The organism is Mycobacterium shottsii, from assembly GCF_010728525.1.
GTDB classification, from domain to species: Bacteria; Actinomycetota; Actinomycetes; order Mycobacteriales; family Mycobacteriaceae; genus Mycobacterium; species Mycobacterium marinum.
The window spans coordinates 1,733,820-1,749,783 of the sequence record NZ_AP022572.1; the positions used below are offsets into that span (position 1 = coordinate 1,733,820).

A 15,964-nucleotide genomic window follows, 5' to 3' on the forward strand; every position below is an offset into this window, starting at 1 on the left:
TGACCGGATCGTGGTGGCGGTGGCAGCCCGAAGCGCCGCGGGCGCCCGCGATCAGCTCGGGGGAATTTGCGGGAGAGCCGGGTCCGGCGCCCGGTTAGGCTTGCCGGATGTCGGCGAGCCTCGACGATGCCTCGGTAGCCCCGCTGGTCCGCAAGACGGCGGCCTGGTCGTGGCGCTTACTTGTCATCCTGGCCGCTCTGGTGGCCCTCTTGCTGGTGATCAAGAAGCTCGAAATCATTGTCGTGCCGGTGCTGCTGGCGCTGATGCTCAGCGCATTGCTGGTGCCGGTGGTGGACTGGCTGGACGCCCGGGGGCTGCCACGTGGTGCGGCGGTGTCGCTCGTCTTGCTGGGCGGGTTTTCCATCCTCGGTGGCATCCTGACGTTCGTCATCAGCCAGTTCATCGTTGGTCTGCCCGATCTGGCCTACCAGGTGGAGCACAGCATCGACTCCAGCCGCAAATGGCTGATCGAGGGGCCGCCGCACCTGCGCCGTGAACAGATAGACAACGCGGGCAACGCCGCGATCGAAGCGCTGCACAACAACCAGGCGAAGTTGACCAGCGGCGCGATCTCCACCGCGGCCACCATCACCGAACTGCTGACCGCCGCGGTGCTGGTGTTGTTCACGCTGATTTTTTTCCTCTACGGCGGCCGCAACATCTGGCAGTACGTCGCCAAGATCATCCCGGCCCATGTCCGTGACCGCGCGATGGCAGCCGGACGCGCGGGCTATGGGTCACTGATCGGGTATGTGCGGGCCACCTTCCTGGTGGCCCTGACCGACGCGGCCGGCGTGGGGACAGGGGTGGCGGTGATGGGTGTTCCGCTCGCCCTGCCGCTGGCCTCCATCGTGTTCCTGGGCGCGTTCATCCCGCTGATCGGTGCGTTGATCTCCGGCTTGCTGGCGGTGGTGGTTGCCTTGCTGGCCAAGGGGCTGGTGTATGCCCTGCTCACACTGGCCTTGCTGATTACCGTCAATCAACTCGAGGCGCATTTGCTTCAGCCCCTGGTCATGGGCCGCGCGGTCTCGATTCACCCGCTGGGTGTGGTGCTGGCCATTTCCACCGGCGGCGTGCTGGCCGGGATCGTCGGTGCTTTGCTGGCGGTCCCCACCGTCGCATTCCTCAACAATGCGATCCGGGTGTTGTTGGCCGAGGATCCGATCGCGGAAGCGCAGCAGCAGGACCAGGATCCGCTGGCCCTCATCGCGGCGCAACCCGACGAGCCCGACGAGGGTACTGAGGCCGAAGCCGGCGCTGACCAAACTCGCCCTTAGGCGGTCGCGTAGAACCGCTGGCCGTACCCGCAGCGCCCGGTTGCGGGCGCCGGGGCGTTGCTACAGGCGTCCCTCACGACGCAGCAGATCCTGGGCGCTGAGCCCGCCGGCCCCACCCGCTCCGCGGCGGCGTGGCCGCGGATTCTCGCGGCCGTCTGGTTGCCCACCGCGCGCATTCAGCTGCTCGGTGGCGGCCTCCGAGTCGGTCCCTTCCGGGCGCTGGATCGGTAGCGCGGCCGTTGGATCGGCCGGGTCGCCGCCGGTGTCGCTGGAACGGTTTGTCGGAATCTGCATGGCTCGCGTCTGACCGGCGGATGGCGCCGGCGGCGGGGCCGGTGCGGGAGGCGCCGGCGTGGTGGGCCGGGTCTGCGCCGGTGGAGCCGGATTGCTGGATCCGCGAGCGGGTGGCGCCCCCGGTGCCGTGAGCCGGGTGGTCGGGGGGTCGCTTGGCTGACTGGCCCTGGTCTGGATCTCTTTGGTGCCGGCGCTGGACGGACCGCTCTGGGCCGACCCGAGCTCAGTTCGCGCGGGCCCGCCCGAACGGGACGGCCGAGCCGACTCGGGGGCCGACGGGTGGGTGGGGTCATGCGGTGCGCGGGCCGTGGCCGCGGCCAGGGCGGCCTTGACGGGTGGGCGGGCGCTGCCGTTGTTGGCCGGGCGCTTCCGCTCGTCGGGCAACTGGATCTCGCCGAGCCCGATGCGGGTCTGCAGGCGGCGCATCCAACGCGGCGCCCACCAACAGTCATCGCCGAGCAATTTCATCACCGACGGCACCAGGAACATCCGGACCACGGTCGCATCCAGCAGCAACGCCGCCATCAGCCCGAACGCCAGATACTTCATCATCACCAGGTCGGAGAACACGAACGAGCCGGCGACCACGGCGAGCACCAGTGCGGCCGCGGTGATGAGGCGACCGGTGGTTGCGGTGCCGATCCGGATCGCCTCCTGAGTCGACATGCCGTTTTCGCGCGCCTCGACCATGCGGGATACCAAGAACACCTCATAGTCGGTGGCGAGGCCGTATCCGACCGCCACCACCAGCGCGATGACGGGCGCGGTCAGCGGGGTGGCGGTGAAGTTCAGTACGCCCGACCCGTGTCCGTCGACGAAGATCCAGGTCAGGATGCCCATCGTGGACCCGAGCGTCAGCGCGCTCATCACCGCCGCCTTGATTGGCAGCACCACCGAACCGAACGCCAGGAACATCAACAGCGTGGTGGTCGTGAGCAGGATGACCAGCATCGCGGGCATGTTCTCGAACAGGCTGTGAATCGAATCCTGTTCCAGCGCCGGGGTCCCGCCGACAAATATCTCGAGGCCCTTGGGAGGTGTGATCGCGCGTAGCTCCGCGAGTATGGTGGGCGCGTCACCAGGGTTGATCAACCCGTTCTGTAGGACCCGGACCGACGGATCCTTGGATCCACCGGGCGCATAGCTGCGCTCCTGCCACATGCTGTCCGCGTCGTTGTCCTGGTCGATGAACCCGCTGATCGACATCGCCTTTCTGCGAGTATCGGCAATCTGCTGGTCGGTGACCGGCTGATTGTTGGTCGATTTGATCACCAGGGTCAGTGGATTGGTGCGGTATCCCGGGAAGAGTTGGTCAAAGTGTTCCTGCGACTGGCGCACCGCATTGTTGGGTGGCAGATACTTCTCGCTCATGCCGCCCAGCGACAGGTTGAACAGCGGGATGACCAGCAGGATCATGCCGAGGACGATCGGGATGGCGAACACCAGCGGGCGGCGCATCACCCGGTTGGTGAGGTTGCCCCAGAAGCCGGCCTCGACCTCTTCGCGGGTCTTGGTCTTCTGCAGCCGGTCGGCCAGCCAGTTCAGGTAGGCCCGCGACACCTTCCAGTTCCGCAGGAACGGCACCCGGAACGCGGTCCGGACGCCGAGCGCGTCGACGTGCCTGCCCAGCACGCCCAGGCACGCGGGCAGCAGTGTGATCGACAGCAGGGCGGCCAGGCCGACCGCGGCTAGCAGGGCGTAGGTCAGCGATTTCACGAAGCCCTGGGGCAACATCAGCAGGCTCGCCCCCGAGGCCATGATCAGGACAGCGGAAAAGGCCACCGTGCGCCCGGCCGTCATCACCGTTCGGCGTACCGCCGTCTCGGTGTCATTGCCTTCGGCGATCTCTTCTCGGAACCGGCTGACCACGAACAGCCCGTAGTCCACCGCGATACCCAGACCGATCAGGGAGACGACGGGTTGGGCGAAGAAGTGCACCGGCCCGAACACTGCCACCAGCCGCAGGATGCCCAGGGCGCCCGCGATGCTCAGCCCGCCCACCATCACCGGGAGGCAGGCCGCCACCGCGCCACCGAAGACCAGGAACAGCACCACGGCCACCAACGGCAGGGCCAGCACTTCCATCCGGTGCTGGTCGGTGGCGATGGTGCCGGTCAACCCCTCGGCCACCGGCTCGAGGCCGGCGAGCTGGACCGTGCCGCCGTCGAGCTTCTGCAGCGACGGCGCGATGTCCTTGTAGTTGTTGAGGATGGTGTCGTCGTCGTCGCCCTTGAGTGGGATGGAGACGAACGTGTACTTCTTGTCATCGGTGGCCATGCCCTTGATGACCGGGCTGGTGCTGTCCGGTACCCTGAGGTAGCCGGCCCAACCCAGCACCTGATCAGGGTGGTCTTTCACAAACTGGTTCAGCTGGTCGGTGATTTTCTTCGACCACGCCGGGTCACTGACGGTTTTGCCGTCCGGGGCCTTGAAGACCGCGACGATGTGGCCGGTTCGGTCGCGGCCGTAGACCTCGTCGCCAAGGATCGAGGCCGTCACAGATTGACTGCCCTCGTCGTAGAAACCACTCTGCGTGACGTGCTTACCCAGGCTCAGCCCGAAGACGCCGCCGCCGAGGCATAGTGCCACCGTGACACCGATTACGATGAATCGGTAGCGGTACACAGTTCGACCCCACCAGGCGAACACGTGAGCTCCTTACTGGATCGTTAACGACCCGCGCATTGCTCTGCTTTGCTTCGCAGCGCTTTTCGATTGTCGGTGAGACGTGGCCTTTTCACACACACGCGATTCTCACGCCCGCGAGTTCAGCAGCGAGGACAGCGGCCGGAACGGCTGTAGCCAAGCTCCCTGCTCAGGCAGCGAATCGAGGCCGATTCGCGGGAGCGGCTCGCGGAAAACACCAGCAATGTCCTCCAGGTCGACAAACTCTAAGGTATCCGACGCTAGCGCCCAACTGGCGTGTTCACGAAATCCGAGCACCTGAACAGGGGTTCCGGCTCGCGAAATCTTTTCCAGCGGCTGCCGGAATGCCTGGCCATCCGCGGAGGCAACTACCAGCGCCGCGAGTCCTTCCCGGTTCCGCTGATCGATGTGCTCGAGCATGTCACGGTCGACGTCGCTGTCCTCGTCGATCTTGGGCTTGGCGAAGACCGCGAATCCGACGTTGCGTAGCGCGTCCACCCATGGGCGAACCACTTCGGCGCTCCCGGGCGTGATATTGGTGAAGACGGTTGCTTCGGGTTCGACCCTGACGTCCGGGCCGTCCGGTGCCGTGGCGGACACCTGCGTCGTGCGGGCCAACAACCAGCGGCCGAGTGCGTCGAACCGGGGTCTTTCCAGCGCAGTCGGCCGTCGCCCGAGGATGGAACCCAGCCCCATGTCCAGGTTCGGGGCATCCCACACCAACAGGACCCGGCCCGCCGGCGCCGCGGAGCCGGACAGGCCGTCGCGCGACAAATCTCCGGCCACCATCGGCGGCTCCGCCACAGGATCGGACCCCTGTGTGGTCACATCTTCGGTCAGGCTCATTTGCTCATCTAATTTCAGGTTTCCCTATCGGCCACGTCTAACGCTGCTTTTTCCATATCAACTCGTTAATGCTGCTGCCCGCGTTATGGGCTTTCATCTCGTACTTGGTGGTCGGACGGACCACCGAGATGGGAAGCGAATCGACGCCCGGATCCACTCGTGCCAGCGCGGGCTCGGCATCGCCGGCGGCGATGATGTGCTCGGCGTAGCCGGGATGGTCGCTTGCCGCGTGAAAAACACCTCCACGGAGTAGCCGGTCGGCGATCAGGGCAACCGTGCTGGGCTGTATCAGCCGGCGCTTGTGATGGCGCGCCTTGGGCCAGGGATCGGGGAAGAAGACGCGCACTCCGGTCAACGATTCCGGGGCGATCAGATCGCGCAGCACGTCGATCCCGTTACCGCGGATCAACCGCATGTTGATTCGCTGCAGGTCCGCCCGGTCGATCGCGCAGAGCAGTTGCGCCAGCCCCCGGCGATAGACCTCCACCGCGATCACATCGACGTTGGGCTCGGCCTGCGCCATCGCCAGCGTCGGGGTGCCGCTGCCGCAGCCGATTTCCAGCACCACCGGTGCCTCCCGGCCGAACCAGGCCCGGGCGTCGATGGGGTCGATGGGCTCATGGCCGCGTGCCGATGGCTGGGAGTGTGCCGTTGCCTGCCGGCCCAGCTGCGGCCATAGCCGCTCCCAGGTCTGCTGCTGGATGCTCGACAGTGCCGAATGGCGCGAACGAAAGGCGGTCGGGGGAAGATAGCCCCACGCGCTCTTCTCGGCCTCTGGCTCGTCCGCCGGGCCTGACCCCGTGCCGGTCGAAGACGACGTGTCGGACTGGAGCCCCACCCCGGGCTGGACATGCATTGGTCCATCGTGGCGCATGAAGCCCGGCCGTAGCCGCTCCTGGTCCAGATTGATACCCAACAGTTGTCTTCGGGTGGTAGCGGCCGGCACATGTCTAACTAGCTGTGACTCGCGCCGTCCCGCCGCAACTGTCACCATGCGAGTGGCCGCGAGGGGGGTGCCATGGGGGTGATGGTTGCGATGCAGACGGGGCATCAAGCTTTTGTCGATGAGCTCATCTGTCTCGCCGCCAGCACCGCTGACCAGCGTATTCGGTCGATCGCGGAGCGGGCCGCGCGACCTTTACGGGTGGCCGTGCGGGGACGACGCGGGGTCGGCCGCAACACGCTGGTGCGGGCATTGGACGGCGCGGGAAGCGCAGCGGGGCTGGCTGCGACGTCCGGCGGCGACGCCGCCGACGTGGTGGTCTACGCCCTTGCCGAAGTGTTCAAGCCCGAGGATCGCGCAGGGATCGCCGTGCTCGAGCCGACCGAGCGTCCGGTGCTTGCGGTCCTGACCATGGCCGACAAGACCGATGTCGTCGGATTCGCGGGTGTCGGGCCGATGGCCGGGGCGCTGCAGCGGTGCGAGCTCTTGTCGACGCTGGCCGGCCTGCCGGTGGAGCCGATGAGCGCACTGTTGGCAGTGGCCGCGCTCGACGATCTCGATGAGCGGTCCTGGTGCGCCTTGCGCGCGCTGGCCGCCCATCTAGCGGCCGGTGCCGCCCTCGATGGCTCCCATGCCGGCTTTCTGTCCGCGGATCTTGGGGTGCCCACCGGGCAACGGCTGCGATTGCTGGAGTCACTCGATCTGTTCGGGGTCGCGATCGCCATCGAAGCGTTGCGGCGCGGTGCGGCCCGGACGCAGGTACGGGCGTTGTTGCGCAAGATCAGCGGAATCGATGCCGTCGTCGCGAAGGCGGTCGCCGCCGGTGCCGGTGTGCGCTACGGCCGGGTACTCGAGGCAGTCGCCGCACTCGAGGTCCTGGCCGTGGCGGACGAGCAAGTCAGCGAGTTCCTGGGCGGTGAGGCCGCCGTGCTGGCCCGCATGTCGGCCGCCCTGGATGCTGCGTCCACGTGGGGGCTCGACCCCTTTGGTGCGGCCGTGCCCCCTGACGATCCGGGCGCCCAGCTGCAGCGGGCGCTGCGCTGGCGGCGCCACCGGTCTCAGCGCGGCCCCGCCGCTGAGAGCCCGGACAGTGACCTACGGCGTTGGTGCGGTGCCGACATCGTCAGGGGATCGCTGCGGCTCTGGTCCCGGGCCGCGGGATCGCTGGCGTGCGCGGGTCCGCCGGAGGGCGGGCGGCCGCGGTGATCGGCAGCGCCCACCACGAGGCGGTGGCCCGGGTTGACGAGCTGGTCCTAGCGATCGGGCCGAAGCTGGGTGCGCCGTCGATCAACCGGCGCGATGTGGTGCTGGTGACCGGTCCGTGGCTGGCCGGGACGAGCAGTGTGATCACGGCATTGCGGCGGCGGTTGCCACAGCACAGATTTGTTGAATCGCCGCGGCTGGGAGCCGGTGTTGTGCCGACAGCGGTGGTGTTCGTGGTGTCCGCGGCGACTGCGATGACCGAATCCGACTGCGCACTGTTGGATGCCGCCGCCGGTCACATCGATGTGGTGATCGCCGCGGTGACGAAGATCGACCTGCACCGCACCTGGCGGGAGGTGCTGGCGGCGAACCGCGCCAAGCTCGCCGCCCACGCGCCGCGCTACGGCGCGGTGCCCTGGGTGGGCGTCGCCGCCGCGCCACAGCTGGGCCCACCGGGGGTGGACTACCTGGTGGCGACCGTGCGAACCGAGCTGGCGGCCCCCGATATCGCCCGGCGCAACAGGCTGCGCGCCTGGCAAGCCGGGCTGCTGCTGGCCGGGCAGCGGTTCAACCGCGACGCCGCGGGTGCCGGCAGGTGGGCGCGCGTGGACGGATTGCGGGAAGAGCGCGGCTCTGTCCTGCAGCGGCGGCGTCAGGACCGGACTGGGCGCACCATCGCGCTGCGCGGTCAGATCCAGCAGGCGCGGGTCCAGTTGTGCTATTTCGCGCGCAGCCGCTGTGCGTCGGTGCGCACCGAACTGCAGGAGGACATCGCGGGGTTGGCCCGGCGGCGGCTGGTCGATTTCCAGAGCTATGCCCGGGGCCGGATCGACGAGATCGTCACCGAGGTGGGCGATGGCATCGCCGCCCAGCTTGTCGACGTCTCGCGAGAGATGAGTTTGCCGGTGGATTTCCCGCCTGCCGACCCGCTGCCGGCCGTTGCGATGCCCGCCCCGCCGGTGGCGTCGCGGCGGCTGGAAACGCGGTTGATGATGGTCTTGGGTGTCGGTTTTGGACTCGGTGTGGCGCTCACGCTGAGCCGGCTGCTGGCCGGGTTGGCTCCGGGCCTGGATCTGGGGCTGACCCTGGCCGGAATCCTCGGGTGTGTCGTGGTGGGCCTGGCCGTGGCCCTATGGGTGGTGCGCACCCGCGCCCTGCTCGCCGACCGTGCGGTGTTGGAACGCTGGACCGCTGACGTGTTGTCGTCGCTGGGCTGCACGCTGGAGCAACTGGTCGCCAGCCGGGTGCTTGCCGCCGAAACACTGTTGGCCACCGCACTCTGGGGCAGCGACGAGGCCGCGAACGCGCGGGCGGCCGCGCAGGTCAGCGCCATCGACAGCGAGTTGCGTGAGCATGCCAGGGCGGCGGCTCGTGCCGCCGCGCGACGCGACCGCGAGATGCCGACAATCCGGGCCGCGCTCGAGGCGGTGTGCGCGGAACTGGGCGAATCGGGTACATCATCGGGTACCGCTACGCCGGGAACCGCCACGGCCGGTGGTGGGGCCGGGCTTCCGCGACATTCTGAGGCAAATGGCCGCGATTTCGGGAGTTAGTGAGGCTTTCTGAATCGGTCTTGTGAGGAGGCTTATACCCGCCCACGGCTTCCCCCACAAGTGATGCGCGATAACCTGTATGAAAGCACTACCGGGTCGAAAGTCGTGCCGGCAAAAGCTTGAGCAGACCTATCGCATCCCAAGAAGTCGATGGCAAGTAAGTAAACCAAAGAACCGAAGTAACAGAATCCAGGAGAGTTCGATGACCTCAGCGACCATCCCCGGTCTGGACACCGCGCCGACTAATCACCAGGGGCTGCTGTCCTGGGTGCAGGAGGTCGCCGAACTGACCCAGCCCGATCGGGTTGTTTTCGCTGACGGTTCCGACGAGGAGTTTCATCGGCTCTCCGCGCAACTGGTCGACGCCGGTACCTTCACCCGGCTCAACGACGAGAAATTCCCGAACTCCTACCTAGCTTTGTCTGATCCCTCCGACGTCGCGCGGGTGGAATCACGCACCTTCATCTGTTCCGAGCGCGAGATCGACGCCGGCCCCACCAACAACTGGATGGACCCGAGCGAGATGCGCACGCTCATGACCGACCTGTACCGCGGTTGCATGCGTGGCCGCACCATGTACGTGGTGCCGTTCTGCATGGGTCCGCTGGGTGCGGAGGACCCCAAGCTCGGGGTGGAGATCACCGACTCCGAATACGTCGTGGTTTCGATGAAGGTGATGACCCGTATGGGCACCGCCGCGCTGGAGAAGATGGGTCAGGACGGCTTTTTCGTCAAGGCACTGCACTCGGTCGGCGCGCCGCTGGAAGACGGTCAGGCGGACGTGCCGTGGCCCTGCAGCGACACCAAGTACATCACCCACTTCCCCGAGACCCGGGAAATCTGGAGCTACGGCTCCGGCTACGGCGGTAACGCGCTGCTGGGCAAGAAGTGCTACTCACTGCGGATCGCCTCGGCGATGGCTCGTGACGAGGGCTGGCTGGCCGAGCACATGCTGATCCTCAAGCTGATTTCGCCCGAGAACAAGGCGTACTACATTGCGGCGGCGTTCCCGTCGGCCTGCGGCAAGACCAACCTGGCGATGCTGCAGCCCACCATCCCGGGCTGGCGCGCCGAAACCCTCGGCGACGACATCGCCTGGATGCGGTTCGGCAAGGACGGCCGGTTGTACGCGCTGAACCCGGAATTCGGTTTCTTCGGGGTGGCCCCGGGCACCAACTGGAAGTCCAACCCCAACGCCATGCGCACCATCGCCGCGGGCAACACGGTGTTCACCAACGTCGCGCTGACCGACGACGGCGAGGTGTGGTGGGAAGGTCTGGAGGGCGACCCCCAGCACCTGGTCGACTGGAAGGGCAACGAATGGTACTTCCGCGAGACCGAGACCACGGCCGCGCACCCGAACTCGCGGTACTGCACCCCGATGTCGCAATGCCCGATCCTGGCCCCCGAGTGGGATGACCCCCAGGGCGTGCCGATTTCGGCCATCCTGTTCGGCGGCCGCCGCAAGACCACCGTTCCGTTGGTCACCCAGGCACGCGATTGGCAGCACGGTGTGTTCATCGGCGCCACCCTGGGCAGCGAGCAGACCGCCGCCGCCGAGGGCAAGGTCGGCAACGTGCGGCGCGACCCCATGGCCATGCTGCCGTTCATGGGCTACAACGTCGGCGACTACGTCCAGCACTGGATCGACATCGGCAAGAACTCCGACGAGTCCAAGTTGCCGCAGGTCTTCTTCGTCAACTGGTTCCGTCGTGGCGAAGACCACCGCTTCCTGTGGCCCGGCTTCGGCGAGAACAGCCGCGTGATGAAGTGGATCGTCGATCGCATCGAGCACAAGGCCGGCGGTAAGACCACACCGATCGGCACCGTTCCCACCGTCGAGGACCTGGACCTGGAGGGGCTGGACGCCAACCCCGCCGACGTGAGTGAAGCGCTGGCGGTCAACGCCGAAGAGTGGCGCGAAGAGCTCCCCCTTATCGAGGAGTGGTTGCAGTTCATCGGTGAGAAGCTGCCGACCGGCATCAAGGACGAGTTCGACGCGCTCAAGGAGCGGCTGCGCGACGCCGAATGACGTCGCAGCATGCAGATTCGCCAGCACGTCGGGGCGGATAAGCCTGCAGTCATTCTGCATCCGTCGGGGACGGTAGTCAGTTTCGACGAACTGGAAGCGCGGGCCAACCGGCTGGCGCATCGGTTTCGCCGCGCGGGACTGCGCGAGGGCGACGCCGTGGCCATCCTGATGGAAAACAACGAGCACATCCACGCGGTCATGTGGGCGGCTCGACGTAGCGGGTTGTATGACGTACCCATCAATACCCATCTGACCGCGGCCGAAGCCGCCTACATCATCGAGAACAGCGGTGCCAAGGCCATCGTCGGTTCGGCGGCGCTGCGCGATACCTGTGCCGGTCTGGGCGAACATATTCGGGCGGGCCCGCCCGAGCTGCTGATCCTGGCCGGGCCCGAAGGCTGCCTGACCGGCTGGGAGCCCTATCCGCAATGCGTGGCCGATCAACCCGATACTGCGATCGACGACGAGCTCGAGGGTGACCTGCTGCAGTATTCGTCGGGAACCACCGGACGGCCCAAGGGAATCAAGCGCGAACTACTCCACGTTGCCCCGGATGCTGCGCCCGGGATGATGTCGGCCCTGGTTGGCTGTTGGATGGACGCCGACTCGATCTATCTGAGCCCGGCGCCGCGATATCACACCGCGCCGTCGGTGTGGTCGATGAGTGCGCAGGCCGGCGGAATCACCACGGTCGTGCTGGAGAAGTTCGACCCCGAGGGGGCGCTCGAGGCGATCCAGCGCCACCGGGTAACGCACGCACAGTTTGTGCCGGCCATGTTCACTCGGATGCTGAAACTTCCTGAGAGCATTCGTAATTCGTATGACGTATCCAGTCTGAAGCGAGTCATGCACGCCGCCGCCCCGTGTCCTGTTGAGATCAAGAAACAGATGATGGACTGGTGGGGGCCGATCATCGACGAGTACTACGCCTCTGCGGAGGCGATCGGCTCGACATTGATCACCGCCGAAGACTGGCTCGAGCACCCGGGTTCGGTCGGCAAACCCATGCAAGGTGGCGTGCACATCCTCGGCGCCGACGGCGTCGAGTTGCCGCCGGGCCAGGCCGGCGAAATCTACTTCGAAGGCGGCTATTCCTTCGAGTACCTCAACGATCCGTCGAAAACCGCCGCCTCCCGGGCCAAGCATGGTTGGGTGACGGTGGGCGACGTCGGCTACCTGGATGACCAGGGGTACCTGTTTCTGACCGATCGCCGCCACCACATGATCATCTCCGGCGGGGTCAACATCTACCCGCAGGAAGCCGAAAACATCTTGGTGACCCATCCCAAGGTCATGGATGCGGCGGTGTTCGGCGTACCCGACGACGAGATGGGCCAGCGCGTGATGGCCGTCGTGCAGACCGTCGACCCGGCCGATGCGAACAGCCAGTTCGGTGACGAACTGATGGAATGGCTGCGAGATCGTCTGTCGCACTTCAAGTGTCCGCGATCGGTTGCCTTCGAGGCGCAGCTGCCCCGCACCGATACCGGCAAGCTCTACAAGAACGGACTGATCGAAAAGTATTCGGGATAACCATGTTCGGTGTGGTTGACCTCTCACGTGCCCCGGATGCCACCCGTGCGGCAGGCGAAATCTCGGCTCCGGGGGTGACCGTGGCGCACGGCTGGGCCACCGAGCTCGCCGAAGCCGAACCATGCTTGAGTGCGGCAACTTTCACCTTGGCCGAAGGCCCGTGTGCCGACCGCAGGGTGATCACCGTGGAGTCGGTGTCACAGACTTTGGCCGAGCTAAGGCAGCGGTGCCAACGGTGGCCGCAGGCCAGCGCCGTCTGCGACGACGTGCTGCGCACGATAGATCCCGACGGCCCGACACTGGCCGGCGTGCTGACCGAATCGCTGGCCTACTCGACATTGCAGGCCGGGCCGGAGTTCGCTCGCTGGCTCGACGAACGCGGGCCCGCTGACCTGCCCGACATCGCCGATCCCGTGCAGACCGAGCGCGACGATGACACCCTGAGAATCAGATTCAATCGGCCCCAACGGCACAACGCATTTTCCGGCGATGCGCGGGCCGCGCTGCTGGAAGCGCTGACCGTAGCCCAGCTGGACCCCTCGGTGAGCGGGATCGTGTTGAGCGGCAACGGTCCATCGTTCTGTAGTGGCGGCGATCTGGCCGAGTTCGGTACCTTCGCCGACCCCGCCAGCGCTCATCTGGCGCGCACCAGGCACAGCCCGGCGCTGGCGCTGGCTGCGCTCACCGCCCGGCTGGGCCGGGCCTGTCGCGCCGAAGTACATGGCCGGGTGCTGGGTAGTGGCCTGGAAATGGCCGCGTTCTGCGGGTGGGTGCGGGCGCATCCGGATTCGGTATTTGGACTACCGGAACTGAGTCTGGGACTGATCCCCGGCGCCGGCGGCACCGTCAGCGTGACGCGTCGAATCGGACGCTGGCGCGGCGCATATCTGGTGCTTTCCGGGCGAACCATTGACGCCGGCACCGCACTGGACTGGGGGCTGATCGACGCGATCGCGGTCAACAGCGACTAGCTCACCAAAGGTGGCTGCCGTCTAGGTCCTGTCTGCTAATTGCGGACGCGGTGGTAGGTGATGATGGCGGCCAGGGTGGCACCGCCGAGGTAGGTCAGGGCGTATTTGTCGTAGCGGGTGGCGACCGCGCGCCAGTGTTTGAGCCGGTTGAAGCTTCGCTCGACGGTGTTGCGGTGCTTGTAGATTCGGCCTGAGAACCCCGGAGGCCGTCCTCTGTTGCGGCCTTTGGCTTTGCGGCGGGTGATCTGGTCGCTGCGCTCGGGGATGGTATGGGCGATCTTGAGCCGGCGCAGCTGTGCCCGCGTCGAGTCATGGGAGTACGCCTTGTCCGCCAGCAGGCGATACGGGGCGTATGAGTTGCTGCACCGGGCGGCCAGCAATGGCCAAAGCATCGGATTATCACCGGCTTGACCGGCCGACAGTGCCAGGGTGACCGGACTGCACAGCTGGTCGGTCAAGGCGTGGATCTTGGTAGTCAGCCCGCCGCGGGAACGCCCAATGGCGTGGTCATCGGGCTCATCGAGATATTTCTTGTAATTCGACAGATCCCCCTGTGCGGCGCCCGGGCGCGCTCCGGCTGCGTGTTGGTGGGCGCGCACACTGGTCGAATCGACCGACAACAGTGCGCCCAGGTCGGCGTCCTCGGCGTCGAGGTCAGAGGCGATCGCCGCGAAGATCCGCGCGTAGATGCCATCGACCGACCAGCGTAGATGCCTCTCGGCCACCGATTGCCAGGGACCGAAGTGCTCGGGCAGGTCACGCCACGGAGATCCCGTACGGTAACGCCAGATAATGCCCTCCAGAGTACGTCGATGATCGTTCCACGGCCGGCCACGCCGCCGCCCCGCAGGCAACACCGCCACGATCAGCGACCACAAATCATCAGAAATCGCATGCGTCCGCATCACCCAAACAGCATCAGCCAAAACACCATTCACATTAAGCAGACACGCCCTAGCCGTGTTGATCAGAAGTCGGAATACGTGGTGATGGTGGAGGGAGTGTTGTGGTCCACCGAAACCGCCACCAGGATAAGGGCGATGTAAATCACCGCAAAGGCCACCGCGACCACCACTCCGCCGATTGCGCTGATGATGGCCCACTTCCTAGCGCTGGCGGAGGCGGCCTGCGCCTCGGCGTAGCGCCCTTGCGCCCACAAGCCGGAAACCTTGGAGGAGTAGACGATCGAGACGATCCCGAGGGGCAGGCAACAAAACAGCGTGGTCAAGATCGCCCAGATGAGGTAATTGTCCGGCTCCGGTGCGTAGCCCGGCCGCTGGGCCGGCCAGCCGGGTTGCGGTGGCTGCCAGCCCGGCTGCTGACCCTGCCACTCTGGGGAACCTCCGTAGGGCCCTGGCGGATAACTCATGGCGGCTGCCTTCCCTCGGGTTACCTGTGGTCCAACAGTGTTGTGCCGTGCCGCTTTGCTGGTGGGCGAGGTCAGGCAGCAAATATACTGCACGGGCGCTGCGGTGGCAGTTAGATTCCGCGGCGGGCTATCAGTTGTCTGGCGATCACGTTGCGCTGGATTTCGTTGGTGCCTTCGCCGACGATCATCAGGGGTGCGTCGCGGAAGTAGCGTTCGACGTCGTATTCGGTGGAATAGCCATAGCCGCCGTGGATTCGGACGGCGTTGAGCGCGATTTCCATGGCGGTTTCGGAGGCGAAGAGTTTGGCCATGCCGGCCTCCATGTCGCATCGCTGGCCGCTGTCGTAGCGTTGGGCGGCGTAGTGGGTGAGTTGGCGGGCGGCGGTGAGTTTGGTTGCCATGTCGGCCAAGTAGTTTCCGATGGCTTGGTGTTTCCAGATCGGTTGGCCGAAGCTGTGGCGCTGCTGGGCGTAGGCCAGGGCGTCGTCGAGTGCTGCGCTGGCCACGCCCAGGGCGCGGGCGGCGACCTGGATGCGGCCGGTTTCGAGTCCTTTCATCATTTGTGAAAACCCTTGACCTGGTTGGCCTCCCAATATCGCAGAGGTCGGTGCCCGGTAGTTGTCGAAGGACAGTTCGCAGGCTTCCACGCCCTTGTATCCCAGTTTGGGCAGTTCAGCTGAGATGTTCAGGCCGGGGCCCGGTTCGACGAGCACGATCGAGATGCCGTGGTGGCGGGGTGCGGCGTGGGGATCGGTCTTGCACAGCAGGGCGATCAGCCCGCTGCGGCGGGCGTTGCTGATCCAGGTCTTGGCGCCGGTGATCAGCAGCTGGTCGGGCCCGTCAGCCATCGCGGTGGTGGACATGTTTTGGAGGTCTGAACCGCCGCCGGGTTCGGTCAGGGCCATGGTGGCGCGCAGTTCGCCGGTGGCCATGGCTGGTAGGTAGGTGGACTTTTGTTCGTCGGTGCCAAAGAGCATCAGCAGCTTGGCCACCACGGTGTGTCCGCCCATGGCGCCGGCCAGGCTCATCCATCCGCGGGCCAGCTCCTGGGTGACCTGGACGTAGCACGGCATCGACACCGGCGATCCGCCGTAGGCTTCCCCGATGGCCAGCCCGTAGATGCCGATGCGCTTCATCTGTTCGATCCAGGCCTGCGGGTAGGTGTTGGCGTGTTCGACCTCGCGCACGCTGGGCTTCACGTCGCGGTCGATGAAGGCCCGCACGGTAGCCACCAGCATGGCCTCGTCCTCATCAAGCTGACTGTCTGCCCGTTGGTTGTCCACCGATATTGCCCTCC

General features: G+C 66.3%; 12 protein-coding genes. 6 read left to right on the forward strand and 6 right to left on the reverse strand.

Features of this window, described 5'->3' with window-relative positions:
* Positions 1 to 107 precede the first annotated feature (107 nt).
* Positions 108 to 1,277: an AI-2E family transporter gene (locus tag G6N41_RS08200; RefSeq protein ID WP_198967079.1), complete on the forward strand. Its 1,170-nt coding sequence runs from the start codon at positions 108 to 110 to the stop codon at positions 1,275 to 1,277.
* Positions 1,278 to 1,337: 60 nt separating this feature from the next.
* On the opposite strand, the gene G6N41_RS08205 is transcribed toward G6N41_RS08200, so the two are convergent.
* The 3 genes from G6N41_RS08205 to trmB all read right to left on the reverse strand — a co-directional run bounded on the left by G6N41_RS08205 (position 1,338) and on the right by trmB (position 5,937).
* Positions 1,338 to 4,220 carry an MMPL family transporter gene (locus G6N41_RS08205; RefSeq protein WP_198967080.1) on the reverse strand — a complete coding sequence of 961 codons (2,883 nt, stop codon included), beginning with the start codon at positions 4,218 to 4,220 and terminating at the stop codon, positions 1,338 to 1,340.
* Between the two features lie 105 nt (positions 4,221 to 4,325).
* Positions 4,326 to 5,063: an NYN domain-containing protein gene (locus tag G6N41_RS08210; RefSeq protein ID WP_198967081.1), complete on the reverse strand. Its 738-nt coding sequence runs from the start codon at positions 5,061 to 5,063 to the stop codon at positions 4,326 to 4,328.
* Between the two features lie 37 nt (positions 5,064 to 5,100).
* A complete protein-coding gene (gene trmB / locus G6N41_RS08215; protein ID WP_198967776.1) occupies positions 5,101 to 5,937 on the reverse strand; it encodes a tRNA (guanosine(46)-N7)-methyltransferase TrmB in 837 nt (278 codons plus the stop codon).
* 144 nt (positions 5,938 to 6,081) lie between these two features.
* Between trmB and G6N41_RS08220 the strand changes: the two genes are divergently transcribed.
* The 5 genes from G6N41_RS08220 (at position 6,082) to G6N41_RS08240 (ending at position 13,298) form a co-directional block, all read left to right on the forward strand.
* On the forward strand, positions 6,082 to 7,212 hold the full coding sequence (locus G6N41_RS08220; RefSeq protein WP_198967082.1) for a hypothetical protein: 1,131 nt from the start codon (positions 6,082 to 6,084) through the stop codon (positions 7,210 to 7,212).
* Positions 7,209 to 8,762: a hypothetical protein gene (locus G6N41_RS08225; protein WP_231608987.1), complete on the forward strand. Its 1,554-nt coding sequence runs from the start codon at positions 7,209 to 7,211 to the stop codon at positions 8,760 to 8,762. The genes G6N41_RS08220 and G6N41_RS08225 overlap by 4 nt, the downstream gene beginning before the upstream one ends.
* A gap of 202 nt (positions 8,763 to 8,964) precedes the next feature.
* Complete coding sequence (locus tag G6N41_RS08230) at positions 8,965 to 10,794, forward strand: phosphoenolpyruvate carboxykinase (GTP) (RefSeq protein WP_198967084.1); 1,830 nt, start codon at positions 8,965 to 8,967, stop codon at positions 10,792 to 10,794.
* Between the two features lie 9 nt (positions 10,795 to 10,803).
* Entirely contained in the window at positions 10,804 to 12,327 is a 1,524-nt protein-coding gene (fadD4, locus tag G6N41_RS08235) for a fatty-acid--CoA ligase FadD4 (protein WP_198967085.1), read from the forward strand.
* A 2-nt stretch (positions 12,328 to 12,329) separates the two neighbouring features.
* Complete coding sequence (locus tag G6N41_RS08240) at positions 12,330 to 13,298, forward strand: enoyl-CoA hydratase/isomerase family protein (protein ID WP_198967086.1); 969 nt, start codon at positions 12,330 to 12,332, stop codon at positions 13,296 to 13,298.
* A 35-nt stretch (positions 13,299 to 13,333) separates the two neighbouring features.
* On the opposite strand, the gene G6N41_RS08245 is transcribed toward G6N41_RS08240, so the two are convergent.
* From G6N41_RS08245 to G6N41_RS08255, 3 genes are all read right to left on the reverse strand, one after another.
* Complete coding sequence (locus G6N41_RS08245; protein WP_407663790.1) at positions 13,334 to 14,206, reverse strand: IS5 family transposase; 873 nt, start codon at positions 14,204 to 14,206, stop codon at positions 13,334 to 13,336.
* 59 nt (positions 14,207 to 14,265) lie between these two features.
* A complete protein-coding gene (locus tag G6N41_RS08250) occupies positions 14,266 to 14,667 on the reverse strand; it encodes a CD225/dispanin family protein (protein ID WP_020731502.1) in 402 nt (133 codons plus the stop codon).
* A 110-nt stretch (positions 14,668 to 14,777) separates the two neighbouring features.
* On the reverse strand, positions 14,778 to 15,905 hold the full coding sequence (locus G6N41_RS08255) for an acyl-CoA dehydrogenase family protein (protein WP_198967778.1): 1,128 nt from the start codon (positions 15,903 to 15,905) through the stop codon (positions 14,778 to 14,780).
* Positions 15,906 to 15,964: the final 59 nt, after the last annotated feature.